This is a genomic window from Actinophytocola sp. KF-1 (genome assembly GCF_054661535.1).
Map to the genome: position 1 here is coordinate 264715 of NZ_BAAFVK010000008.1, position 24262 is coordinate 288976.

A 24262-nucleotide genomic window follows, 5' to 3' on the forward strand; every position below is an offset into this window, starting at 1 on the left:
CCTAGTGGTGCCCGAGCATGCTGAGCACCAGCTCCCCGTACTGCTTGCCCAGCACCGCGGGCGACGGCTTGCTCGACGGGGAGTACCAGCGCGCCACGTCGATCCCCAGTGACAGCACCGCCCGCGCCGCGGTGCGCACGTCCGGCACCGTGAACACCCCGGCCTCCACGCCTCGGGTGATCACGTCCCGGACGAGGCCTTCGGTGCGGCGGCGGAGGTCCACGACCACCTCGTAGTCCTCCTGCGGCAGTGCGTCCAGCTCGTGCTGTACCACCCTGGCGACGACGTGCCGCCGCGCGTGCCACGCCACGAAGCGCTCCACGAGCGTGCGCATCGCCTCCACCGGGTCCGGGTGTTCGGCGATCGTGGTCTCGACCATCGCGAGGGTGCGTTCGTGGCCGCTGCGGCTGATCGCGAACAGCACCGCCGACTTGGCCGGGAAGTGCACGTACAGGGCGGCGGGCGACATGCCGGCCGCCGTCGCGATGTCTCGGGTCGTCGTGGCGTGGTAGCCACGGGACGCGAACGACTCGACGGCGGCCGCCATGAGGCGGCGTGCGGCGTCCGGCCGCACGTCCGGCCACAGGTCGTCGGGCAGGGGTTGGGTCACGGCAGGATGTTCGCGTGCGGCGCCAGCAGCTGCCGGTGCCGGCCCGCGGTGCCGAGCGCGATCGAGTCGGCCTTCGCGCGCTTCAGGTACAGGTGCGCCGGGTGCTCCCACGTCATGCCGATGCCGCCGTGGAGTTGCACGCACTCCTCCGCCGCGTGCACGGCGACGGTCGAGCACAGCGACTGCGCCACGCTCGCCGACAGCCGGCCCGGGTCGTCCGCCGCGTTGCGGGCCGCCGCGCGCGCCAGCACCAGGTCGCCCCAGATGTCGGCCAGCCGGTGCTTCAGTGCCTGGAACGAGCCGACCGGGCGGCCGAACTGGTGCCGGTCCTTCAGGTACGCGACCGTCGTGTCCAGGCACCACTCCGCGACGCCGAGCTGTTCGGACGCCAGCAGCCCGGCCGCCGTCCACAGTGCACCGTCCACTGCCTGCTCCGCGGACTCCGGGCCGGCCAGGAGGGTGCCGGTGGCGCCGTCGAGCGTGACGTCCGCGACCGGGCGGGTCAGGTCCAGCGACGTGACCGGTGTGACCTCGACGCCTTCCTGCGCGACGGGAACGGCGTACAGTTCCAGCCCGCTACCGCCCTGGGCGGGGACCACCAGCACGTCGGCGGGCAGCGCGTCGGCGACCGAGCGGACCCGGCCCGTCAGGCCGGAGTCGGAGCGGATCGCGTCCGGCACGGTCGTGCCCGGCGCGGTCGCGAGCGACACCGCCAGGGTCGCGATCGACGAACCGGACCCGATGGCCTCCAGCAGCCCGCGCACCTCGTCGCTCGGCTTGCAGCCCAGCAGCGCCGTGGTGGCGAGCACGGCGCTGCCGAGGAACGGCACCGGCGCGACCGAGCGGCCCAGCTCCTCCATCACGACCGCGACCTCGCGCGTCGACGCGCCCTGCCCGCCCAGCTCCTCCGGCACGTGCAGCGACGCCACACCCAGCTCGGTCAGCCTGCGCCACAGGTCCAGGTCGTGGGGCTCGGCCGTCTCGCAGCGCGCCAGCACGTCGGCGGCCGACGCGCGGTCGGCCAGCAGGTCCTTGACGCTCGCCCGCAGGTCGTCCTCGACGTCGGTGTAGAGCAGGTTCATCGCGGCAGGTCCTTCCAGGCGACCTTGGTGTCGGTGCGCGGCTCGGCGGGGAGTCCGAGCACCCGCTCGGCGATGATGTTGCGCAGCACCTCCGACGTGCCGCCCTCGATCGAGTTGCCCTTGGCGCGCAGGTAGCGGTACCCGGCCTCGCGGCCCGTGAAGTCCACCTTGTCGGGGCGGCGGAGCGTCCAGTCGTCGTAGCGGAGGCCGTCGTCGCCGAGCAGTTCCACCTCCAGGCCCGTCAGCCGCTGCGCGAGCCGCGCGAACGCGAGCTTCATCGCCGAGCCCTCCGGACCGGGTGCGCCCGCGGCGAGCTGCTGGCGGAGCCGGATCCCCGCCAGTCGCAACGCTTCCGACTGCGTCCACAGGTCCAGCAGCCGGTCGTGCAGTTCTGGCGTGTGGTTCTCCGGGTGGTCCCGCCACGTCTGCGCGACCACGCCGGACATGCCGCCGTCCCGGGGTGCCGGGCGGCTGCCGATGGCGACGCGCTCGTTCATGAGCGTGGTCTGCGCTACCTTCCAGCCCTCGCCTACCGCGCCGAGCCGGTACGCGTCCGGCACCCGCGCGTTGGTCATGAAGACCTCGTTGAACTCGGCCTCGCCGGTGATCTGGCGCAGCGGCCGGACCTCGACGCCGGGGTCGGTCATGTCGAGGACGAAGTAGGTGAGGCCGGCGTGCTTGGGCAGGTCCGGGTCGTGGCGGGCCACGAGGATCGCGAACCGGGCCGTGTGCGCGCTGGAGGTCCACACCTTCTGGCCGGTGATCACCCAGTCGTCGCCGTCGCGGACCGCTCGCGTGCCGAGCGCGGCGAGGTCGGAACCGGCGCCGGGCTCGGAGAACAGCTGGCACCACACCTCCTCACCGGTCCAGAGAGGACGGAGGAAGCGCTTCTTCTGTTCCTCAGTGCCGAAGGCGAGGATGGTCGGCGCGGCCATGCCGAGCCCGATGCCGATGCGGCGCGGGTCGTTGTCCGGTGTGCCCGCGAGTTCCTCGTCCACGACGTTCTGCAGCTCGCGCGGCAGGTCGAGGCCGCCGAGCCCGGTGGGGAAGTGGACCCACGCGAGTCCGGCGTCGAACCGGGCACGCAGGAAGTCCAGCCGGTCCATGGCGGTGTGGTCGTGCTCGGCGCGGAACTCGCGCGCCAGCTCCCGCAGTCGCGTCTCGTTCACGGCACGTACACCACGATCGTCTCGGCGACGCAGGCCGGTTTGTCGCCGCCTTCGATCTCGACGGTCCAGCGCAGCGTGGCCTGCTTGCCCTGCGCCCGGTCGGTCAGGTCGACCAGCTCCGCGCCCGCGCGGATGCGGGACCCGACCGGCACCACGGACGGGAAGCGGACCTTGCCGAGCCCGTAGTTGATGCCCATGGTGATGCCGTCGACGCGGTAGATCTCCTTGCCCAGGAAGGGGATCAGCGACAGCGTGAGGTAGCCGTGGGCGATGGTGGCGCCGAACGGGCCCGCCGCCGCCTTCTCGGTGTCGACGTGGATCCACTGGTGGTCGCCGGTGGCGTCGGCGAACTGGTTGACCTGCTCCTGGGTGACGGTGTGCCAGGCGCCGTGGCCGAGCTGCTCGCCCTTGGCGGCGGCGAACTCGTCGAGGTTCGCGAAGATCCGCATGTCGGTGTCTCTCAGTCCTGTGGCCCGCCGGCCACGTAGATCACCTGGCCGGACACGAACCCGGACTCCTCGCGCGCGAAGAACGACGCCATGGCGGCGATGTCCTCCGGCTGCCCGACGCGCTGCACCGGGATGGCGGCGGCCGCGCCCTGCTTGAACTGCTCGAAGTCCACGCCGACGCGCTCCGCGGTGGCCGCGGTCATGTCGGTCTCGATGAAGCCGGGCGCGATCGCGTTGACCGTGATGCCGAACTTGCCGAGCTCGATCGCGAGGGTCTTGGTGAAGCCCTGCATGCCCGCCTTGGCCGCGGAGTAGTTGGCCTGGCCGCGGTTGCCGAGCGCGGAGGTGCTGGACAGGTTGATGATCCGGCCCCAGCCCGCCTCGGTCTGGTACTTCTGCACCTCGCGCGACATCAGGAACGCGCCGCGCAGGTGCACGTTCATGACCATGTCCCAGTCGTCCTCGGACATCTTGAACAGCAGGTTGTCGCGCAGGATGCCCGCGTTGTTGACCAGCACGGCGGGCGGCCCGAGCTCCTGTGCGACCTTCGTGACGGCGGCGGTGACCTGCTCGGCGTTCGACACGTCGGCGCCGACGGCGAGCGCGGTGCCGCCGGCCTGCTGAATGGCGGCGACGGTGTCTTTGCAGTGGTCCTCGGTGAGGTCCAGGACGCCGACGGCGTAACCGTCCTCGGCGAGGCGCTTGGCGACGGCCGCGCCAATCCCTCGAGCAGCACCGGTGACGATCGCGACACGGGACTGAGCCACGGGTTCTCCTTCGAACGCTTTCGGCAACGAGCTAAGCAAGCGCTTAGTAAGCTACCTCGTGCGCCTGGAGCGGGCAAGCGGCTTGGGGATGGTGGGCCGGGTCGGCGGTTCGCGGGTGTCCGGGCGGGTGGAGCCGAGACCATGCGGGCTCGCCCGGGCGGTGGTTGTGCGGTGGGTGCCAGGACCGTGCGGTCGCTCGGGCGGTGGGTGCGCGGGCGGTGGTGCGGAGACCCGCAGGGGGTCGGCGTGGGTGCGGAGACCACGCAGGTGGTGCTCGGGCGGCGGGTGCAGAGACGGTGCGGGTGGTTCGGGGCCCGGAGGCTGGGTGCGCAGACCGCGCAGGCGGTGCGTGGGCGTTGGGTGCGGAGAACTCGCAGTGTTGGCGGTGCGTGGGCGGTGGTGCGGAGACCCGCGGGTGGTTCGGGTTGCTCGGGCGGTGGGTGCGCAGACCGTGCGGGTGGTTCGCGGGCGCGCGGTGGGCGGGTGCGGAGACCGCGCAGGCGGTGCGCGGATGGTGGTGCGGAGACCTGCGGGTGGTTCGGGTCGCCTGGGCGGCGGGCGCGCAAAGCGCGCAGGTGATGCTCGGGCGTTGGATGCGGAGACCCTGCGGGTGGTTCGCGGTGCTCGGGCGGTGGTGCGGAGACCGTGCGGGTGGTCGCGGTGTGCGGAGGGTGGCTGCGGAGACCGCGCAGGCGGTGCGTGGGTGGGTGCGGAGGCTGCGCGGGTGGTCGCGGTGCGCAGAGGCGGCTGCGGAGACCGCGCAGGCGGTGCGTGGGCGTTGGGGTGCGGAGACCCGCGGGTGGTTCGGGTCGCCCGGACGGCGGATGCGCAGAGCGCGCAGGTGGTGCTCGGGCGGTGGGTGCGAAGACCGCGAGCGGTGACGGCGAGCGTGGCCGACGAGCGTCAGCCGACGGCGGTCGGGCGAGCGCCGCGATCCGCGGAAGCGGCGGTGATAGAGGGGCGGCCTCCGGCCCCCGGTTGCCAGCGTACGGGCAGGCACCGACAACGCCGGGTGTGCGGGCCGTCGGCTGTGGACAACCGGCCGGGCTGTGGACAACCGGGCCGGTGTCGATCTTCGGCGGGTGGTTGTGTCGGTGGTCGCCGGTAGTGTGGTTCGAGGGGGCCGGCGGCCGCGCCGGGGTCAGAACTCGAAGCCGCCCGGTTTGCCGTTGCGGTCGGCGATGAGGCCGGCGAGCGTGGCGATCGCGATCTCCGGCGGCGTCCGCGACCCGATGTTGAGGCCGATGGGCCGGTGGACGCGCGCGATCTCCTCGTCGGCGACGCCCAGGTCGCGCAGCGCCGCGACGTGCGGGCCGGGGTGGCGCGGGTTGCCCATCACGCCGATCCAGCGCACCGGGAGCTTGAGCGCTTCGGCGAGCACCTGGCCCAGCTCGGCGCGGTGGTGGTCGGTCACCACGACGTCGGCCTCGCCGTCCAGCTGCGGGAAGTGGGTGAGGACCGTGGTCACGCCCGCCTCCTCGTTGGACACGCGGCCGCGTTCCGGTTCCACGAGGACGGTGCGGAAGCCGAGGTCGGCCGCGTAGCGCAACAGCACGTCCGCGGCCGGGGACGCGAACACGGCAACCAGGGTGCGGGTCTCGGGCGGCGCCTGCGCGTCGCCGTGTGCCACCGCACAGTTCGGATCGTCTGTCGCCATGCGTTCTAGGGTGGCACGCGTGCCGACGAACGTCACTTTGCCGTACAACGGGCTGGCCCTCGACCGCGGTCGTCGCGGGGACGCCGAATGGCTGGCCGCCGCCCGGGCGGGTGGCCGGGCGCTGGCGTTCTGGCGGGATCGGTGCCTGGTCGCGGACGGGGTGCCGGTGCACCTCGACGCGCCGGACCGGGACGCCGTCTTCCTCGGCCAGGGCGAGGTCGCGGTGTTCGCCGTCGACCTGTCCGACGAGACCGAAGAGGACGCGCTGCGGGCGGCTGGCGCCGAGGCGGCGGTCGACATCCGCGGCCTGTTCACCGGGCTGGACCCGCAGGAAGCGGCCACCCTCGCCTACGCCCGCGGCATGCTGCACTGGGCCCGCAACCAGCGGTTCTGCGGTGCGTGCGGCTCGGCGACCGCGGCCGAGCAGGCCGGGCACGTACGGCGGTGCCACGGCTGCGGGAAGCTGCACTTCCCGCGCATCGAACCCGCCGTGATCATGCTCGTGGAGGCCCCGGACCGGCGGCGCTGCCTGCTCGCGCGGCACCGCGGCGCGTCGTCGTTTGCCACGCTCGCCGGGTTCCTGGAGATCGGGGAGAGCCTGGAGGACGCGGTGCGGCGCGAGCTCGCCGAGGAGGCCGGGGTGCGGGTGCGTGACGTCGCCTACCAGGCGTCGCAGGCGTGGCCGTTCCCGTCGGGGCTCATGGTCGGCTTCCGCGCGCTGGCCGAGACCGACGAGTTCGCCGTGGACCACGACGAGCTGGACGAGGCGCGCTGGTTCACCCGCGCGGAGGTCCGCGCCCTCGGCGACGGCCGTCCCGACTCGATCGAGTCGTACCTGGTGGGAAATTGGCTGGCCGAGGGGTGAGGAGTTCGTAGACTCGCCGCCGTGGCGAGTCGAGTGTGGTTGACGACCGAGGACGGCCTGCGCCTGGACGCGGTGTGGCACGAGGCCGGCGAGCGTGCCGTCGTGCTCGCGCACGGGATCACCGTCGACCTGGCCGAGAACGGGCTGTTCGAACCGCTCGCGGCCGCGTTGGTCGCACGTGGACTGTCCGTGCTGCGGTTCTCCTTCCGCGGCCACGGCAACAGCGACGGCGTCGACCGCGAGATGACGATCGCCGGGGAGCGGCGGGACCTGCGGGCCGCCGTGTCGTGGGCCGGGCGGCCGGTCGCGGTGCTCGGCTCCAGCTTCGGCGCCGTCAGCGTCACCCTGTCGCTGGCCGACCTCGCCGACGCGGTGCGTGCCGTCGTGCTGTGGCAGCCGGTGCTGGACCTGCGGCACACGTTCCTCGAACCGGAACTGCCGAGGGGACGCGCACTGTACGGCGACCGGGCCGGCGGCGACGTCGACATCGAGGGCCGGTTCGTGCTGGGCGCACCGCTGTTCGAGGAGTTCGCGACGACGCCGCGCCCCGCCGACGCGTTCCTGTCCGCCCCGCAACCCGCGCTGGTCGTCCACGGCGACGCCGACGAGCACGTGTCCCACGACATCGCGAGGGACACCGCGCTGCGCCGCCCGCGCACGGACTGGCACTCGATCCCCGGGGCGGGGCACGGCTTCCTCGGCGCGAAGGCGTCCGCCGAGGTGATCGAGACGACCGCGGACTGGCTGGCCGCATGACCTTCGAGGAACTGGTCGCCGAAGCGGCGGCGGTCCCGGTCGACGGCTGGGACTTCTCGTGGCTGGACGGCAGGGCGACGGAGGAACGGCCGCCGTGGGGCTACCAGCGCCTGATGGGCGAACGCATGGCCGCCGCGTCGGTGGCCCTGGACATCCAGACCGGCGGCGGTGAGGTGCTGGCCGGGGTGCCCCACCTGGCGCCGGTGACGGTCGCGCTGGAGGCGTGGCCGCCCAACCGCGCACGGGCCGCGCGGAACCTGCGCCCGCGCGGTGTCCACGTGGTCGCCGACGCCGGGAAGCCGCCCTTTCCGTTGCGGGACAACACCTTCGACCTGGTGGTGAGCCGGCACCCGGTGCGGGCGTGGTGGGCGGAGATCGCGCGGGTGCTCGCGCCGGGCGGGACGTACCTGTCGCAGGAGGTGGGGCAGCGCAGCGTCGCCGAGCTGGTCGAGTTCTTCCTGGGGCCGCGGCGGTGGGCGGAACGCGACCCCGAGGAGGCGCGTGCCATGGCGGAAGCGGCGGGGCTCGAGGTCGTGGACCTGAGGACGGCGAGCCTGCGCACGGAGTTCTTCGACGTCGGCGCCGTGGTGTACTTCCTGCGCAAGGTGATCTGGATGGTGCCCGGCTTCACTGTGGACGCGTACCGGACCCGCCTGCGCGAACTGCACGACAAGATCGAAGCCGACGGCCCGTTCGTCGCCACCACGACCCGTTTCCTCATCGAGGCGCGCAAACCGGCCTGACGGCGCCGTCCGGCGCCGCTGATGTCGAAGGCGGCGCCGCGCGAGTGAGCAGCTCACGGAGACCGGACATGATCACCGCCGAGCACAACCGAGCCAGTTCCAGATCGTTTCTGGTGGTTGATGACGCCAAAGGGGACATGCACGCTGGGGGTGGCTTTCGAGGTCAGGCGTACGTGCCTTTCTTGGTCATCGAAGAAGATGTGTGGACGAAGCACGCCGAGAATCGGCCCCTTGTCCAAACCACCCAGGAAGAAGGCGTCGTTGACCGTGACCCCCCAGGCTTTGAGGCTGGCCACGGCGCGTTCGTGTGACGGTGCGTTTCGCGCGGTCACCACCGACACGCGTACCCGGATCCGATACGAAGGGTCTTGTTGGCGGCGTTCCTCTTCACGCTTCTGGATCTTGTTGATGCCTGCCAGAAACGGTTGCAGGGGTCCTGGGGCGTGGGGTGTATTCGCGTTCATGGACTCGTGCTGGTGGAAGTCCTCGAGGCCGCGTTGCTGCATGACCTGTTCCGCTTCGTCGCCTGCGAGGACACCGTCGAAGTCGAAGGCGATACGTAGGTCGCGCTCGTCATCGTCGGCTGCCGGATCCTCGGTCGCGGACCAGTGCAACACTTGACCACCGGGAAAGCCTCGTTCGACCGCGTCACGGACGTCGGCCCCGTTGGCTGAGAGGAACAGTGACATGTTCAGCGCGGGTATGTAGCTGTACGGGGACTGCCCCTGAGTGAAGATCGCTCTGGTGATGGGAAGCCGGTGATGCTGGATCGAACGCATCACCCGTAGGCCGGTGTCCGGGTCGTTCTTGGACAGCACGATGACCTCGATCAGCGGGTCGTGCGGTTCGGCGATGTCGTTGAGTGACAGCAGACGCTTGATGAACGTAAACGCGGTGCCCTTCGGCAACGGTTCATCGACGTGTTGTTCTTGGTACGCGCGGACGCGAGTGCGACCACCAACCGATTGTCCAGGCAATACGCCATAGTGGAACGTCCCCATGTCTGCGTTGGCCGACCCAGGGGTCGTCATGGTCCTGTAGACGGTTACGAGCGTGGCCGCACGACGGACAGAAGAGATTCCAGCGCTGGATGGTGTTGCCGTCTCCGGATGGGTCGCCTGGACGTGCCGTGCCTCCGTCTGGCAGGTGGGCGGGCTGGCCGATCGACTTGGTGTGCCACGCGGACGCACCGAGCGGGCCGGCGCTGAGGACCGGTCGGCACGTCGTCCCCTTCCTGCGCGCACTCTCGCGAACGTCGCTCGTCGGCTTGCTCGTTCGGACTCGGTCGGCCGAAGAGGTTTAACAGGACGCTCACGATGAAACTCTTGGAGCGGGGTGGCACCCGGTGAGAGTGAGGTCGTCGTGGCAACTCAGGACGTGCTCCGGTGTCGGACGGTGCCGTCGTGACGGGGGAGGGGCACCTCGTCGCCGGGCGTTACCGGTTGGTGCGGCCGATCGGGACCGGTGCGATGGGGATGGTCTGGCAGGGCCACGACGAGCGCCTGCTGCGTCCCGTGGCCGTCAAGAAGTTGCTGCTCCGGCCCGGGCTGGGGGCAGCGGAGACGAACGAGAAGGTCGCCCGCTGCCTGCGTGAAGGCCGGATCGCCGCCCGCCTGCAGCACCCCAACGCGATCACCGTGTTCGACGTGGTCGACGAGGACGGCGTGCCGCACCTCGTCATGGAGTACCTGCCCTCGCGCAGCCTCGCGACCGCGATCACCGAGGACGGGCCCCTCGCGCCGTCAGCGGTGGCCGCCGTCGGCGCGCAGGTGGCCTCCGCGCTCGCGGCCGCGCACGCCGCGGGCATCGTGCACCGCGACATCACGCCCGCCAACATCCTGCTCGGTGCGGACGGCGTCGCGAAGCTCACCGACTTCGGCATCTCCCGGGCCGTCGACGACGCGGCGGTGACCAGGACCGGCCTCGTCGCTGGCACCCCCGCCTACCTCGCGCCCGAGGTGGCGCTCGGCGCCGACCCCACCCCCGCCTCCGACATGTTCTCGCTGGGCTCGACCCTGTACGCCGCCGTGGAGGGGGAACCGCCGTTCGGTCTGGGGCCGAACGTGCTCGGGCTGCTCCACTCCGTGGCCTGCGGGGAGATCACCCCGCCGCGGCGGTCGGGCCCCCTCACCGACGTGCTGCTCGCCCTGCTCACCACCGACCCGGACGCCCGCCCCACCGCAGAACAGGCCCGTGACCTGCTCACCGCCGTCGACGAGCCGTCCGGGCCTCTGCCGGTCGTCGCCCCGGTCGTCGCCGCGCCCGTCGAGGCGGGCACCACGGTCATCGACCCGCCCACCGAACTGGTCGCGCCGGTGGCGGCCACGGCCGCGGGCAGGCCACGGGGGCCGCTCGCCGTGACCGGGGTCTTCGTCGTCGCGCTGGTCGCCGTGGGGCTGTGGCTGCTCGGCGGTCACGCCGGGGTGCAGCCGACACAGGACCCGGCACCCGCCGAACAGGGCGGGAAGAGCCAGGACCCGGGGACCTCGGTGTCCGTGCCCGTGGCACCGGCCGCCGGGCAGCCGGTCCAGGTCGACGACCAGCCCGCGACCAGCACGACGACGCGCCGCCGGGCCGTCCCGACCACGACGACCGGCCAGGCGGCACCGACGACCACCACGACCACGCCGCCCGCGCAGGCGGCGCCACCGACCACGACCGGCGGGGAGCAGACGACCGACGTCACGACGACCACACCCCCGCCCACCAGCGAGGCGACGACCACCACGCAGGACGCCGACACCGACGAGCGGTGACACCGCGCGGGTCTTCGCCGCCTGTCATGGCGGGAGAGCGGAGAGGGAGGCCCGATGCGTGTGGTGCTGGTCGAGGATCACCGGTTGATGCGCGAGTGCCTCGTGCGGGTGCTCTCCGAGACCGACGACATCACCGTCGTGGGGACCTGCCCGGACGGTGAGACCGCGATCGACGTCGTGCTCCGGGAACGGCCCGACGTCGTGCTCATGGACGTGCGGCTGCCCGGCGTGGACGGGATCGAGGCCACCCGCCGGATCCTCCGCGTGTGGCCGCAGGCACGGGTGCTCGTGCACACCTCCGACCCGCACCCCGAGCAGGCCAGGGCCGCGATCAGGACCGGCGCGGTCGGCGTGCTGGGCAAGAGCGGGGACGGCGACCGGCTCGTGCGCGCCCTGCGCACGGCCGCCGCCTGACCGCGTCTCAGGTACCGCCGCGCCCGACGTCCTTCTTGGGCCCCCGGCCGCGGCCCTTGTCCTCCCCGGTGACCGCGGTGGTGGTCGTCGTCGCGGTGGTGGCGGTCGCGGTCGCGCTGTCGACGACCTCGTCGGAGTTGATCAGCACGGCGCCGTCCTGGGCCAGCAGGGTGTGGCGGTGGGTCTCGCGGACGTGCGCCCCGGCGGTGTACTCGATCTCGACGACGACCGTGTCGCCGGAGACGGTGGGGGCGCCGGTCACCAGCAGGCCGGTGACGTCGCGCCACCGCTCCTCGAACCGGTCGCGGCCCTGGTCGCGCAGCGCGGGACCGAGCAGGGACCACGCCTGTCCCGGGTCGTCGGCGACCAGGGCGTAGAAGCGGGTGACGGTCTGCCGCAGCACCTCCGCGTCCGGGGCCGGCGGCGGGGTGGACGTGGTCGTCAGCGCCGCGGCCGCACCGCGGTCGGCGCGGCCGACGGGCCACGTGGTGAGCAGCAGCAGCGTCAGCAGGCCGACCACGAGCGCCGCCATGGCCACGAACGCGAGGTGCCGGCGGCGCGGCGGGGGAGCGGCGGCAGGCAGCGGGCGGAGGTCGAGGCGCGTCGGGGCGCCCGCGGCGGCCAGGGTGTCGGCGACCTCGCCTATGGTGGGCCGCGCGGCGGGATCGTCGCGCAGCATCGCCATGATCGGCGCCGTCAGCGCGCCCGCGTTCCTCGGCGGCGGCGCCCCGCCCTCGGCGACGCGCTGGAGCTGGGCCACCGGGTTGGCGGCGGTGCCGAACGGGGGCGTGCCCTCGAGCGCGGCGTAGAGGGTGGCGCCGAGGGAGAACACGTCCGTGGCGGGCGTGGGCGCCTCGCCGTACGCCGCCTCCGGGGCGAGGAACGCCGGTGTGCCCGCCAGCAGCCCGGTGTCGGTGACGGCGCCGTCGTCGACGCTCCTGGCGAGCCCGAAGTCGGTGATCTTCGCCGAGCCGTCCACGCCGAGCAGGACGTTCGCGGGCTTGACGTCCCGGTGCACGATCCCGGCGGCGTGCCCCGCGGCCAGCGCCGCCGCGAGCTGCGCGCCGATGCTGGCGACCTGGGCCACGGGCAGGACACCGCCGTCGTCGAGCACGGCCGCGAGGCTGCGGGACGGCACGTACTCCATCACCAGGACCGGGTTGCCCAGGTCGTCGGTGGCGACGTCGTGGACCGCGACCGCGTTCGGGTGCTGCAGCCGCGCGGCCGCCCGCGCCTCCCGGATCACCCGCCGCCGCGCCGGCGCCGCGTCGTCCCCGGCGGGCACGCGCAACTGCTTGATGGCCACGACCCGGCCGAGCCGCAGGTCGAACGCCCGCCACACGGTCCCCATCGCACCCTCGCCGACCGGCGCAGCCAACCGGTACCGCCCGGCGACCACGCGTTCCGCTCGCCAGATGCTGTGCACACCCGCTCCGTCCACTCGCGCGACCCGGCCTCGTGAGCCGGGCACCCGATCAGTACGGCGCTTCCGTGTCACGGCACGTCACAAGCCACCGCACACAGCGTCGCAGGTGCTCGTCGCCTTTCCCGGCACGACCGCCGCTCGGGAAGCCGGGCGCGCAGCGCCCGGTGGGGCGGCTCGTGATCCCCTGATCGAGTGACCAGGCCGGTAGGGTGCGAGCGCGGTGGTGTCCGCTGAGCGGATGGAGGGCGCGGCGGTGGGACGGCACTCATCGGTCCGGTCGCGTGGCCGGCGCACGCCGGTCGCCGTGGGGTTGCTCGTGGTCGCGCTGGTGGGCTGGTTTGCCGTCGGCTTTCTCGGGGACCGGCTCCGTGCCGCCGGTTGTGCGGCCCGGCCGTCGCTCACGGTGGCCGCCGCGTTCGAGATCGCGCCCGTCGTCGCCCAGGTCGCGCGGCACGCGGCCGACGACGAGCGCGCCTGCTACCGCGTACGCGTGGTGGAGCGGGACTCCTCCGAGGTCGTCGAGTCGCTCGCCGTCGCCGGCGGGCCGCCGGACGTGTGGATCCCCGAGTCCACCATGTGGTTGTGGCGCGCGCAGGACGCCGGCGCGTGGTCCGTGCCCGCCACCGGGACGTCGATCGCGAGTTCGCCGGTGGTGCTGGGGGTCACCGAGACCGTCGCGTCCGACCTCGGGTGGCCGGACGAGAAGCCGGGGTGGGGGCAGGTCATCGGTCCCGCCGCAGGCGGGCTCGCGGTCGGGTTCCCCGACCCCGCACGGGATCCGGTCGGGATCTCCACCTTGCTGGAGCTGAACGACCTCGTCGCGGACGCCCCGGACCCGGGCACGGCACGCACGGTCGCGATGCGCGCGCTCTCCCGGAACACGGTGCCCCGGCAGGAGGACCTGTTCCGCCGCCTGCCCGGCGGCGTCGCCGATCCGCTCGAGGCGTTCCCCACCTCCGAGCACGCCCTGCTCCTGCACAACGCCAAGCCTGGGCAGCTCCCGCTGGTCGCGATCTACCCGGACGACGGCGTGCCCGCGCTCGACTTCCCGTACACCGTGCTGCCGGGAACCCCGGTGGCCAAACGCGGTGTCGCGGAACGGTTCCTGGACCGGCTGCTGACCCAGGACAGCGCCGACATGCTCGCCGACGCCGGTTTCCGCACCCCGGACGGCGCCGCGTTGCGCGACCGGTCCGGCGACCGGCGCACGTCGGGGGAGCGGGTGACCCCGGCGCCGCTGCGCGGCTCCGCCGAGGTGGAGCAGGTGCTCGCGGCATGGGCCGGGGTGAACCTGAGCGGCCGGTTGCAGGTGCTGCTCGACGTGTCCGGGTCCATGGCCGAGCAGGTGCCGGGCACCGGCCGGACCCGGATGGCGGTCACCGTCGAGGCCGCGGCGACCGGGATGCGGCTGTTCAAGCCGACCACGAAGCTCGGCATGTGGGTGTTCGCGACGGACCTGGACGGTGCCAAGGACTACCAGGTGCTGTTGCCCGTCCGGCCGATGGCCGAGCACCTCGCCAGTGGCGCGGTCGACACGCTGCGCGCCGTGCAGGCCCTGCAGGACGGCAACACCGCGCTGTACGACGCGGTGCTCGCCGCCTACCGGGACGCCGTGCGCGGCTGGGAACCGGGGCGGATCAACACGGTCGTCGTCCTGACCGACGGCAAGGACGACAACGCCAGCGACATCACCCTCGACCGGCTGCTCACCGAACTGCGCGGGCTGCGGAACCCGGGCAGGCCCTTGACACTCGTCGGGATCGGCATCGGCCCCGGCGTCGACCGGGCCGCGCTGACCGCGATCGCCGAGGCGACCGGCGGCAAGGCGTTCATCGCGCAGAACCCCGCCCATATCGGCGACGTGTTCCACGAGGCGCTGTCGCTGATGCTGTGCCAGCCGCCGGACTGCCGTCCCGGCGCCGAGGGTCGCTGAGCCCATCCCCTGGGGAGGGGCGTCCCCCGTCACCTCTAGACGATAATGGTTTTCATTTGTATAATGGCACAGTGTGGCGATCTCGTCACGCTCTGCCATGTCCCCACCGGAGGAGTCCTCTGTGGACTTGTTGATCGACCAGCTGCCACCGCCCCTGCCCGCCGAGCGGATCATCGCGCTCAACCAGCCGAAGGCCGACCTGCACAGCCCGCGCTCCTACGAGTGGAACGGCTGGGTGTTCGACGTCCCGCCAGGCGTGTTCCTGCCCGGCGGGACGAGCCGGATGGTCCACCAGCGGCTGCTCGACGGCACCATCCCCGTCGCGGGCCGCCGCTACGCCGCCATGGGCGTCGGGCTCGGGGTGGAGACCGTGGTCGCCGGGCTGCGCGGCGCGCGGGAGGTCTACGCGATCGACGTGGACGCCGCCAGCGTCGACACCGCCGCGCGGCACTACCAGCGCCTGGTCGGGCACCGCGACGGGGCCACGTTCGTGCCCGTCGTCGCCGACGTGTTCGACGGGTTCCCGGCCGGGCGGCAGCTCGACGTGATCACGTTCAACCCGCCCGCGGTCAGCCAGGTCGTCAGCGACGACCCCGCCGTCGTGCGCAACGTGTGCGTCGGCGCGCCGCTGCTCGCCCGCTTCTTCGCCCAGCTCGCCGGACGGGACCTCCTGGCGCCCGGCGGCGAGGTGTACCTCATCGTCTCGAACACCGCCGACCTGCGCGGCATCGTCGGTCACGCGCACGACAACGGCTTCACCGTCGAGGTGGCGCTGCGGCACGACTGGCAGGACGGCGTGCTCACCTACCTGTTCCGCGTGCACCGCGGCGGTGCCGCGTGACCGTCGACGAGCTCGTCAGCGCGGTCCGCGCGGGCGAACACGGCGCCCCGCCGGGAGAACTGGTGGCCACCAGCGTGTTCTGGCTGCACCACGGCACCCGGCTCGCGGGCGGGCACACGACCTACCGCAACCAGTACCTCCTCGTCCGATGTGGACGGTCGTTCGGCGCCTGCGCGTTCGAGGCGGGGGCGGTCGACCCCGCGATCTGCCACGACGCGTCCGGCAGCACGCTCGACGACCTGCTGCGGGACGGTCCGCTGCCGCTGCGGATCGCCGCGCTCGACGCGTACCTCGCCGAGGCGCGCCCGCACCGCGACGCCCCGGACGCGGAGGCGGTCGTGCTGCCCGCGGGCACCCCCGAGGTACGGGCCCGCGCCCGCGACGCCGCCATCGCCGCGCTGCTCGACATCGCGCCGGGCGCGCGCGTGGCGCTCATCGGGGTGGTGAACCCGCTCGTGGCGGCGATCCGCGAGCGCGGCGGCGTGTGCCTGCCGTGCGACCACAACCTGCGCACCACGCAGTGGGGCGACACCGTGGCGACGTCGATGACCGAGGTGCTCGACACCGCCGACGCCGTCGTCGCCACCGGCATGACCCTGAGCAACGGCACGTTCGACGCGATCCTCGGGCGCTGCCGGGAACGGGCCGTGCCGCTCGTCGTGTACGCGCAGACCGGGAGTGCGGTCGCGCGGGCGTTCCTCGGCGCCGGGGTGCGCGCGCTGTCGGCGGAACCCTTCCCGTTCTCGCAGTTCAGCGCCGACCCCACGGTGCTGTACCGCTACCGCGCGGCGACGCGGGCATGACCGTCGCCATCGGGCACGCTTCCGCGCACCACGGCGAGATCCTGCAGGGGGTGTTCCTCGACGCGTCGGGACGCCCGTGCCGGGGCCTGGTCACGCTGCCGATGCCCGGCCCCGGTGCGCGGGCCGAGTTCACGCCGCTGCCACGCGGCCGGGTCGTGGTCAGCCCGGCCGGCCGGGTGAAGGCCGCTCGCGCCGCCTCCCTCGCCATCGCCGAGTGCGCACGCCGGACGGGCCGCCCGCGGTGCGGCGGGCACCTGCGCCTCCACAGCGACATCCCGTTGGGGCTGGGCATGGGCTCCTCGACCGGCGACGTCATCGCCACCGTCCGCGCGGTCGCGGCGAGTTTCGGCCTCGTGCTGCCCTCCGGGGTGATCGCGCGGCTGGCCGTCCAGGCGGAGGACGCCAGCGACCCGCTCATGCTCGAGGACCGGCCGTTGTTGTTCGCACAGCGGGAAGGCCGCGTCCTGGAGGACCTCGGCGCCGCGCTCCCGCCCGTGATCGTGGTCGGGTGCCTCACCGCGGGCGGCAGGCCGGTGGACACGCTGGCCCTGCCCGCCGCCGACGCGCACGACGACGTGCGGGAGTTCGAACGGTTGCGTGCCCTGCTGCGCCGCGCGCTCGCCGAGGCCGACGTCGGCCTGCTCGGCTGGGTCAGCACCGAGAGCGCCCGCCGCAACCAGCGCAGGCTGCCGAAGGAGGAACTCCCCGAACTGGAGGCCATCGCGGGCCGCGCCGGCGCGGCCGGGGTGCAGGTCGCGCACAGCGGGAACGTCGCGGGCCTGCTGTTCGACCCGGCCGCCGACGACCTCGACGAACGGCTGCGGCACTGCGTACGAGCCCTGCACGACCGGGCCATCCCCGTGACCCGGATCTTCAGCACCGGCCGACCGGAGGGCAGGCATGGACAGTCACATCGCCGACGCGATCAGCAGACCGGACCTCGTACGGCTCGGGACCGGGCTCGTCTGCCTGCGGTTTGAGTCCATGAAGGTGGTGTCCGCGCTCGCCGCCGTCCGGCACCTGCTCGACACCGGCGTGGTCCGTCCCGGCGACACCCTGCTGGACTCCTCCAGCGGCATCTACGCGTACGCGCTCGCGCTCGCCTGCCACCGGTACGGCATGGGCTGCCACATCGTCGGCTCCACCACCGTCGACGACACGCTGCGGTCCCAGCTCGCGATCCTCGGCGCGCACCTGGAACAGATGGCGCCGTCGACGAGCCTCAAGCTCGACCAGAGCCGCCGGGTCGCCCGTGTCCGGGAGATCCTGCGCGACAACCCCGGGTACCACTGGATGCGCCAGTACCACGACGACATCCACTACCTCGGCTACCGCGCGGTGGCCGACCGGATCGCCGACGAGCTGGGCGGCGCACCGCTGACCGTGGTCGGCGGGGTCGGGTCCGGCGCCTCGACCGGCGCACTCGCCGGATACCTGCGGAGACGGTCGCCGGACGTGGTGCTCACCGGGGTGCAGCCGTTCGGCAGCGTCACGTTCGGCAGCCAGCACGTGGCCGATCCGGACATCATCATCGCGGGCATCGGCAGTTCCATCCCGTTCGGCAACGTCGACCACACGCTCTACGACACGATCCACTGGGTGGGGTTCACCGCCGCGCTCGCGGGCAGCATCGACCTGCTGCGGGCACACGCCGTGTTCGCGGGCCTGTCCACCGGCGCCGCCTACCTCGCCGCCCGCTGGGAACACGCCCGGGAGCCCGGCCGCACCACGCTGTTCGTCGCCGCCGACACCGGCCACCGCTACGCGGGCACCGTGTTCGCCCGCCACCGCGACGCCCCGCCCGTCGGCGAGCTGTCCCCGGTCGCGGTGTCCACTGTCGACGACCTGGCGCTGCCGTGGTCGCGGATGGCGTGGAACCACGCCCCCGCGCCCACCCCATGAGCTTGGTGGCGGGCGTGATCGCCGCGCCCAGCGCGTACAACGACGAACGCGCCGACGGTCCGCCGCAGCTCGTGTGCGCGGTGGCCGCGTCGGCGGCGGACAGCAGCGGCACCACGAGATCGCTGCCGCCCGACGAGGTGGCCGCCCTGGTCGAGAGCACGCCGGAGAGTGCGTCGACCACGGCCCGCCCGGGCTGCCCCGTCTGGGATGCTGTCGGTGTGGACCGTCGCGACGACAGCGCGCCCGGCGGCCCGTCGTGACGGCCAGGGTCGACCGGTGGGTCGCGCTCGCCCGTGGTCCGCTGGGCAGGCCGGCGCGGGGCTGGCTCGTCATGGCCGGTGACCGCGGCGATCCCGTCGCCACCGACGCCGTGTGGGACCTGTGGCTCGCGGAGCCGGACCCCCGGCTGTGGGCGGCGCTGGCGCGCTGGCGCAGGCCGAGGAGCGGCGGCGGGCTCAGCCTGGTCGCGCTCGGCGCGGAGGCCGACCCGGGGGACGTGGCCGCCGCCGCGTGCCGGACCGGCCACCCCATCGCGGCCACCGCGCGGACGAGAATCCTCGCCGGGCACCAGGACCTGGTGGCCGCCGCCTGCGCCCTCGCACTGTCCACACAGGACCATGCGCTGACCGCGTTCTGCGTCGAACACCACCTCGCACCGGCGGATCCCCGGCAGGCGGCCATGTTCTTCCTGCTGACCGGGCAGGACGAGCAGTACCGGGTGGCCGACCCGGACCACTCGCTGCTCGCCGTCGCGTACCAGGGCGCGGGCGAGGACGTGCGTGCCCGCGTCCGGGCCAGGGCCGCCGGCGACCCCGACCTGGTGCGGGCGCTGGCTGACACCGTCCGCCGCGGCGGGCGCACCCGGCTGGGCAAACGGGAAGCGGCGTACCTGGTCGACGAGTTCGCGCAGCGGCGGGACTGGGCCGGTGTGTGGCGGCTGGCCAAGGACCTGCCGGTCGTCGACGCCGCCGCGGCCGCCCGGCGGTGCGCCGGATGGCGGCCCGCGGATCACGACGCCCCGCTGTTCGACGCGCTCGCCGCCGTGGACCCGGCCGAACTGGACGAGTCCCGTCGCGCCACGCTCCGGCCGGTGCGGCTGCCGACGGCGAACCCCCTCCGCGGCTCGATCACGCCCGACGGACGCCGGATCGCCGTCGTCGCCGCGAACGAGGCGGCGGTGTACACACTCCCCGACGCCGGGGCGCACACGCGGGTGTCCGTCGGCGCCCACGCCAGGATCCTCGCGCTGGACGCCGACGTGCTGGTCGTCAGCGGCGGTGACGTCCAGGACGACGGGGTCTGCCGGTTCCCCTGGCGGGGCACCCTCCTCCGCACCGCCGACGGGTTCGCGGGAGTGGTGTACGACGAGAAGAAGAACACGACCCTCCTGCACCTCATGTCGGGCAGCGGCCGCGACTTCCGCCGCTACCGCCACCGCGTCCTCGACGTGCGCGCCGAACTCGCGATCCCGGCCAGGCACCGGGTGGAGACGTGCACCGTCGCCATCGACCCCGGCAGCGGCCGGGTCGCCGTCGCCGCGAACGACGCCCTGTACCTGGCGCAGATCACGGCAGGCGGGTTGCGCCCGCTGGCCACCGCGCCGGTCGGCGACGGCTACCTGCGGCACCTCGGGTTCACCGGACCGGACCGGCTGCTCCGGCTGACCTGGGACGGCACGGTGCAGCTGTGGCGGCTGGACGGGGACGCGCCCCGCGTCGCGGCACAGCGGACCGCCGTCGCCGAGGTGGCCGACGTGCCCGGCGCCGGCGTGGTCGCCGTGCTCCCGCGGCCCGGCAGCCGCGTCCCGCAGCGGGTGCGCTACCTGGACGGGGAGACGCTCGCCGACGTCCCCACCCCCGCCCAGTTCCACGACCGCGGCGAGCCGCGCCACCTGTTCGCCGCACCCGGCGGCGACCTGCTCGCGGTCGGCTACCCCGAGTTCGTCGAGGTCGTCGACGCGGCACTGGTCGCGCTCGCCGACCGGCCGCTCGCCGCCGCCACCCCGGCCGACCTGCACGCGGTACGTGCGCGCGGGCCCGCCACCCTGTTCCTGGGCCTGCTGCACCGGTGCCTGGCGCACCGGTTCGGCGGTGACGTCGCGCTCGGCGTGGCCGGGCCGGTCACCGGCCGGGCGGACGACGTCGCGCTGGGCGGGTCCGCGTGACGGTCACGCCAGCAGCGTCTCGATCAACTCGATGACGCGGACCGCGTCCACCGGGTCGACCGGCAGCGGGCCGCCGGACCGCAGTGCTGTCGCCAGCAACGCGTAGAACTCCGCGTAGCGGCCCGGTTCCGTCTCGACGGCCCTGGTGGCGCCGTCGAGGCCGACCCTGCCCCACGCGGTCTCCGGTTCGCGCCCGAAGTCCGGGCCGGTGGGCCGCGCGCCCGCGCGGAGCGCGGCCTCCTGCGGGTCGAGGCCGTGCTTGGTGAACCCGCCCGCCGACCCGAGCACCCGGAACCGCGGCCCGGCCTGACCGGCGAGCCCGTTCATCCACAGGTGCGACACGACACCCGAGTCGTGCCGCAGCACCACGAACGCGTCGTCGGGCGCCGCGCCACCCGGCGCGCGGGTGAACAGCTCGTGGTGGACGGGGACCGCGTCGCCGAACAGCCGCAGGGCCTGGTCGATCACGTGGGTGCCGAGGTCGTACAGGATGCCGCCGCCCGCGCGGGCGGGTGTCGCGGTCTTCCACGACGCGCCGCGGTCGGGTTTCCACCACTCGAACCGCGACTCGAACCGCCACACCTCGCCCAGCTCCCCGTCGGCCAGCAACCGCCGCACGGTGCGGAAGTCCCCGTCCCAGCGGCGGTTCTGGAACACGGTCAGCGGCACGCCGAGCCGTCCGGCCTTCTCGACGAGTGCCCGGCCGTCGGCGGCGGTGACGGTGAACGGCTTGTCGACCACCACCGCGACCCCGGCGTCGAGGAAGGTGTGCGCCAGCTCGGCGTGGGTGGCCGGCGGCGTGCCGATCACGACGAGGTCCAGCTCCCGGTCCAGCAGCGCGCCGGCCCGGTCGACGACCTCGGTGCCGGGGTAGCGGGCCAGCACCTCGGCGCGGCGCTGCTCGTTGCCCGTCACGACCGCGGTCAGGGCGTAGTCCGGGTCCGCGTCGAGGAACGGCGTGTGGAACACCCGTCCCGCGGTGCCGAACCCGACGACGGCCGTCCTGAGTGGTCTCATGTCCCCGAACCTAGGCGGACCCGGCGCCGGCGCGCACAAGGGGCCGGTCGGCGGCTTGTGCGTGTTCCCGGCGACCGCTGATACTACGGAGCGTGTCGACGTCGACCGGCCGGGTCACCAGCGGGCGCCCGAACAAGATCGCCGACGACGACGGTCGCTTCGACAGTCGCACCCGGATCGCGTGGCTGCTGCGGATGAACCGGTTGTACGGGCGGGACCCCGACCTGGCCGTCGCGCGGCGGTGCGTGCACGCGTTCGCGGGCAGGCTCGGGCCGGTGACGCCCAGCCAGATCTCGCGGTGGGAGAACGGTGTCCTGCCGGTGCCGTACCGCGTGATCCGCGCCTACGAGGAACTGCTCGGCCTGCCTGCCGGGCACCTCACCGCCGCGGTCGACACCGTGCACCAGGTCCGATCGGTGCGTCCCGGCGCGCCGCGGCTCGACCGCGGGTTCACCGTCGACGCCGTGCTCGCCCGCGAACTCGACGACCTGCTCGACCGGTGCCTCGGCGACGTGCCGATGCCGGCCGTGGACTGGGACGGGATGAGCGCGCGGGTCGTCGCGATCCCGCACGTCTACCTGCCGAGACCGATGTGGGCCACGCTCGTGACCCGCCTGCTCGCCGAGATGTCCGTGGCACGCGGGCGGGACTACCACCACCGGTGGGAGGCGCTGCGCAGGCTGCAGGGCCACCCCGTGGCCCGCGAGGCCATCGCGGCCGCCGTGGCGGAGATGATCGCCGACCCGGCGAGCCAGATCGTCGTCGACCCGCTCATGCTGCTGGTGCACGACCGCCACGCCACCCAGCTGCTCGTGGACGAGGTCGCCGCGCCGACCAGCGAGCGGACCCTGCGTGCCGCGCTCGAGGTGTGCGAACTGGCCGCCGCGGCGGCCCGGTTCGCGCACGCCGAGGCCAGGACACTGGCGGTGCTCGCCCGCGCCCACGCGGCGGACGATGGCCTGCCCGGGGACGTGCGGCGCGCGGCGACGGACCTGTTGTGCGCGCTCACGCCGCCGGCGGGCAGGACACGGCCCGGCACGGGGAAGGTCGCGCCGGAACGCGCGGAGACCGTCGCCGGGCTGGTGCGCGCGGCGGAGGCGGCGCTCGACGTCGCGACGCGCGGGACGTCGGTGACCGAGAACCGGCTGCTGTCGCGGCTCGTCGACGAGCTGTTGTTCGCCCCGCAGGTCGACGTCCGGATGGGCGCGGCGGCCGTGCTCGCGGCGAGCCCGTTCGGCACACCGCTCGCCGACGCGCTGGCCCGTGACCGCGCGCCACGCCGGGAACGGACCGCGGCGCTCGGCATGATCGGCGGCGCCGAGCACCGGCCTGCGCTCGAGGCGCTGCTGGCCGCGCAGCCGCCCCGCGCGGTGTCCGTGCAGGCGGCGTTCGGGCTCGGCAACCTGCCCGGCCGCAGCAGGAACGCGGTGCTCGCGGGCGCCGTGCGCCACCACGCAGGCAGCGAGGAGGTGCTGCGGGCCGTGGTCTACGCGGCGGGGATGCAGCGCGCGACGCCCGTGCTGTCGGAGGTGCGCGACCGGGCGGACCTGCCGCCGGAGGTCCGCGCGGCGGCGCGGTGGTGGCTCGCCCGGCACTAATTGCGATCTCTCCCGGCTCCGGCAACAACACCCCGCCGCCGAGGGGAGTCCTGGTGGAATCGACTCGCCGTCGCCCCGAACCCGGAGGTACGACATGAGAGCACGGATCCTGACCGGACTGCTGGCCGCCGGTCTCCTCGCCGCACCGGCCGTGCAGGCCACCGCCGCGCCCCGGCCCGACCTCGTCGCCGAGGTGACCGCGAGGATGCACGCCACGGCACCCGCCGCCGCGACCGCGGCGACGACACCGAGGGTGAACGTCAGCAGACACGACAACCACTGGGCGTTCGGCACCGCGGTGCTGGCGACCGCGCCCGGCGCCGACGCCATGCCGGAGGGCTGGTTGTTCGTGGCACACCGCGAAGGCGCCCGCTGGGTGGTCGCGCTGGAAGGTGAGGAGGCGTTCGCCGACCTGTCCGCCGAAGCGCCCCTGGTGACCGCCGAGGAACGCCCGCTGCTCGCCGCGCAGGACGGCGCCCAGCCCGGTGTCCAGGCGGGCGGTGACTGGCGCACCGGCATGGCGCTGCCGTTCGCGGTCGGGCAGACGTGGGGCATGCCGGGCGGCCCGCACGGCTGGAGCGGTGCCGCGGCGCCGTGGAGCTCGCTGGACCTGGCCGGGGGCGACCAGGTGGTGCGTGCCGCGCGGGCGGGCACCGCGTACACGATGTGCACGGGCTGGATCCGCGTCATCCACGACCGCGGCTACGCCACCGACTATTACCACCTGTGGAACAACATCAACGTCAACGGCGCCGCGGTCAGCCAGGGCACGGTCCTCGGCAACACGGGCACGGACGTGACGTGCGGCGGTGCCGCGTCCGGCAGGCACGTGCACTTCGCGCTGCGGCAGAACAGCGCCTACGTCGGCATCGGCGACCACAACGTGGGCAAGTGGGTGCCGCAGAACGGCGGCGCCGCCTACCAGGGCTCGGCGCTGCACGGCAGCACGCGCGTGTACCCGGGTGGCTCGCTGTACAACTACGGCGCGCTCGGGTTCACGCAGGGCGTCATCGACACCAACGGCGGCGGCGTGGTCAACAAGCGGACCGGCCCCGGCACCGGTTACGCCCTGGCGGGCACGGTGGCCGACGGCGCCACGGTGTCCATCTCCTGCTCGGCCAACGGCACCACGCACACCGGGCGGTGGGGCACCACCAGCCTGTGGAACCGCCTCACGGACGGCACGTGGGTCACGGACGCGTTCATGTGGACCGGCCTGTCCGGCCCGGTGAACGGCTACTGCTGACCCGCGTGCCACCGACGGCCACCGCCTGCTCCCCGGGCGGTGGCCGTTCGCTGTGTGCGCGGCG

Annotated in this window: 23 protein-coding genes; 14 read left to right on the top strand and 9 right to left on the bottom strand. The window is 73.8% G+C overall.

Annotation, left to right across the window (positions count from 1 at the left end; all coding sequences use genetic code 11):
* Position 1 precedes the first annotated feature (1 nt).
* The 6 genes from ACYQ77_RS25195 to ACYQ77_RS25220 all read right to left on the bottom strand — a co-directional run bounded on the left by ACYQ77_RS25195 (position 2) and on the right by ACYQ77_RS25220 (position 5734).
* The gene (locus ACYQ77_RS25195; protein ID WP_459715394.1) at positions 2-610 is read right to left on the bottom strand and encodes a TetR/AcrR family transcriptional regulator; all 609 of its coding nucleotides are present in this window, start codon (positions 608-610) and stop codon (positions 2-4) included.
* Positions 607-1692, bottom strand: a complete 1086-nt coding sequence (locus ACYQ77_RS25200; protein ID WP_459715396.1) for an acyl-CoA dehydrogenase family protein — start codon at positions 1690-1692, stop codon at positions 607-609. Before ACYQ77_RS25200 ends, ACYQ77_RS25195 begins: the two co-directional genes overlap by 4 nt.
* Positions 1689-2846 (bottom strand): acyl-CoA dehydrogenase family protein, encoded by a 1158-nt coding sequence (locus ACYQ77_RS25205; protein WP_459715812.1) that lies wholly within the window; start codon positions 2844-2846, stop codon positions 1689-1691. The genes ACYQ77_RS25200 and ACYQ77_RS25205 overlap by 4 nt, the downstream gene beginning before the upstream one ends.
* Before the next feature lie 11 nt (positions 2847-2857).
* A complete protein-coding gene (locus ACYQ77_RS25210; protein ID WP_459715398.1) occupies positions 2858-3310 on the bottom strand; it encodes a MaoC family dehydratase in 453 nt (150 codons plus the stop codon).
* An 11-nt stretch (positions 3311-3321) separates the two neighbouring features.
* On the bottom strand, positions 3322-4077 hold the full coding sequence (gene fabG / locus ACYQ77_RS25215; RefSeq protein WP_459715400.1) for a 3-oxoacyl-ACP reductase FabG: 756 nt from the start codon (positions 4075-4077) through the stop codon (positions 3322-3324).
* A gap of 1141 nt (positions 4078-5218) precedes the next feature.
* A complete protein-coding gene (locus tag ACYQ77_RS25220) occupies positions 5219-5734 on the bottom strand; it encodes an XdhC family protein (protein ID WP_459715402.1) in 516 nt (171 codons plus the stop codon).
* Between the two features lie 19 nt (positions 5735-5753).
* Between ACYQ77_RS25220 and nudC the strand changes: the two genes are divergently transcribed.
* Genes nudC through ACYQ77_RS25235 form a run of 3 tightly spaced genes read left to right on the top strand, consistent with a single transcriptional unit; the run spans position 5754 to position 8098 of the window.
* Complete coding sequence (gene nudC, locus ACYQ77_RS25225) at positions 5754-6599, top strand: NAD(+) diphosphatase (RefSeq protein ID WP_459715404.1); 846 nt, start codon at positions 5754-5756, stop codon at positions 6597-6599.
* Positions 6600-6620: 21 nt separating this feature from the next.
* The gene (locus ACYQ77_RS25230) at positions 6621-7355 is read left to right on the top strand and encodes an alpha/beta hydrolase (protein WP_459715406.1); all 735 of its coding nucleotides are present in this window, start codon (positions 6621-6623) and stop codon (positions 7353-7355) included.
* Positions 7352-8098, top strand: a complete 747-nt coding sequence (locus ACYQ77_RS25235; RefSeq protein WP_459715408.1) for a class I SAM-dependent methyltransferase — start codon at positions 7352-7354, stop codon at positions 8096-8098. The genes ACYQ77_RS25230 and ACYQ77_RS25235 overlap by 4 nt, the downstream gene beginning before the upstream one ends.
* 53 nt (positions 8099-8151) lie before the next feature.
* Here the strand turns inward: ACYQ77_RS25235 and ACYQ77_RS25240 are convergent, their stop codons facing one another.
* Positions 8152-9099, bottom strand: a complete 948-nt coding sequence (locus ACYQ77_RS25240) for a 5'-nucleotidase (protein WP_459715410.1) — start codon at positions 9097-9099, stop codon at positions 8152-8154.
* A 402-nt stretch (positions 9100-9501) separates the two neighbouring features.
* Here ACYQ77_RS25240 and ACYQ77_RS25245 point away from each other — a divergent pair, with 402 nt between their 5' ends.
* Together ACYQ77_RS25245 and ACYQ77_RS25250 are read left to right on the top strand one after the other, a co-directional pair.
* Positions 9502-10854: a serine/threonine-protein kinase gene (locus ACYQ77_RS25245; protein ID WP_459715412.1), complete on the top strand. Its 1353-nt coding sequence runs from the start codon at positions 9502-9504 to the stop codon at positions 10852-10854.
* A gap of 54 nt (positions 10855-10908) precedes the next feature.
* Positions 10909-11268, top strand: coding sequence for a response regulator (locus ACYQ77_RS25250; protein WP_459715414.1), 360 nt, complete (start codon positions 10909-10911; stop codon positions 11266-11268).
* 7 nt (positions 11269-11275) lie between these two features.
* Here the strand turns inward: ACYQ77_RS25250 and ACYQ77_RS25255 are convergent, their stop codons facing one another.
* A complete protein-coding gene (locus tag ACYQ77_RS25255) occupies positions 11276-12694 on the bottom strand; it encodes a serine/threonine-protein kinase (RefSeq protein ID WP_459715416.1) in 1419 nt (472 codons plus the stop codon).
* Positions 12695-12914: 220 nt separating this feature from the next.
* Between ACYQ77_RS25255 and ACYQ77_RS25260 the strand changes: the two genes are divergently transcribed.
* From ACYQ77_RS25260 to ACYQ77_RS25290, 7 genes are all read left to right on the top strand, one after another.
* Complete coding sequence (locus tag ACYQ77_RS25260) at positions 12915-14627, top strand: substrate-binding and VWA domain-containing protein (RefSeq protein WP_459715418.1); 1713 nt, start codon at positions 12915-12917, stop codon at positions 14625-14627.
* A 121-nt stretch (positions 14628-14748) separates the two neighbouring features.
* On the top strand, positions 14749-15468 hold the full coding sequence (locus ACYQ77_RS25265) for a class I SAM-dependent methyltransferase (RefSeq protein ID WP_459715420.1): 720 nt from the start codon (positions 14749-14751) through the stop codon (positions 15466-15468).
* Entirely contained in the window at positions 15465-16271 is an 807-nt protein-coding gene (locus ACYQ77_RS25270) for a Rossmann-like domain-containing protein (protein WP_459715422.1), read from the top strand. Before ACYQ77_RS25265 ends, ACYQ77_RS25270 begins: the two co-directional genes overlap by 4 nt.
* Positions 16268-17251, top strand: coding sequence for a GHMP family kinase ATP-binding protein (locus tag ACYQ77_RS25275; protein ID WP_459715423.1), 984 nt, complete (start codon positions 16268-16270; stop codon positions 17249-17251). Before ACYQ77_RS25270 ends, ACYQ77_RS25275 begins: the two co-directional genes overlap by 4 nt.
* On the top strand, positions 17172-18173 hold the full coding sequence (locus tag ACYQ77_RS25280) for a pyridoxal-phosphate dependent enzyme (protein ID WP_459715425.1): 1002 nt from the start codon (positions 17172-17174) through the stop codon (positions 18171-18173). The genes ACYQ77_RS25275 and ACYQ77_RS25280 overlap by 80 nt, the downstream gene beginning before the upstream one ends.
* Positions 18170-18433: a hypothetical protein gene (locus tag ACYQ77_RS25285; protein ID WP_459715427.1), complete on the top strand. Its 264-nt coding sequence runs from the start codon at positions 18170-18172 to the stop codon at positions 18431-18433. Before ACYQ77_RS25280 ends, ACYQ77_RS25285 begins: the two co-directional genes overlap by 4 nt.
* The gene (locus ACYQ77_RS25290; protein WP_459715429.1) at positions 18430-20337 is read left to right on the top strand and encodes a hypothetical protein; all 1908 of its coding nucleotides are present in this window, start codon (positions 18430-18432) and stop codon (positions 20335-20337) included. The genes ACYQ77_RS25285 and ACYQ77_RS25290 overlap by 4 nt, the downstream gene beginning before the upstream one ends.
* 3 nt (positions 20338-20340) lie before the next feature.
* Here the strand turns inward: ACYQ77_RS25290 and ACYQ77_RS25295 are convergent, their stop codons facing one another.
* Positions 20341-21354 carry a Gfo/Idh/MocA family protein gene (locus ACYQ77_RS25295; RefSeq protein ID WP_459715431.1) on the bottom strand — a complete coding sequence of 338 codons (1014 nt, stop codon included), beginning with the start codon at positions 21352-21354 and terminating at the stop codon, positions 20341-20343.
* A gap of 92 nt (positions 21355-21446) precedes the next feature.
* Between ACYQ77_RS25295 and ACYQ77_RS25300 the strand changes: the two genes are divergently transcribed.
* Together ACYQ77_RS25300 and ACYQ77_RS25305 are read left to right on the top strand one after the other, a co-directional pair.
* The gene (locus ACYQ77_RS25300; protein WP_459715433.1) at positions 21447-22952 is read left to right on the top strand and encodes a helix-turn-helix domain-containing protein; all 1506 of its coding nucleotides are present in this window, start codon (positions 21447-21449) and stop codon (positions 22950-22952) included.
* Positions 22953-23046: 94 nt separating this feature from the next.
* The gene (locus ACYQ77_RS25305) at positions 23047-24198 is read left to right on the top strand and encodes a M23 family metallopeptidase (RefSeq protein ID WP_459715435.1); all 1152 of its coding nucleotides are present in this window, start codon (positions 23047-23049) and stop codon (positions 24196-24198) included.
* The last annotated feature ends 64 nt before the right edge of the window (positions 24199-24262 follow it).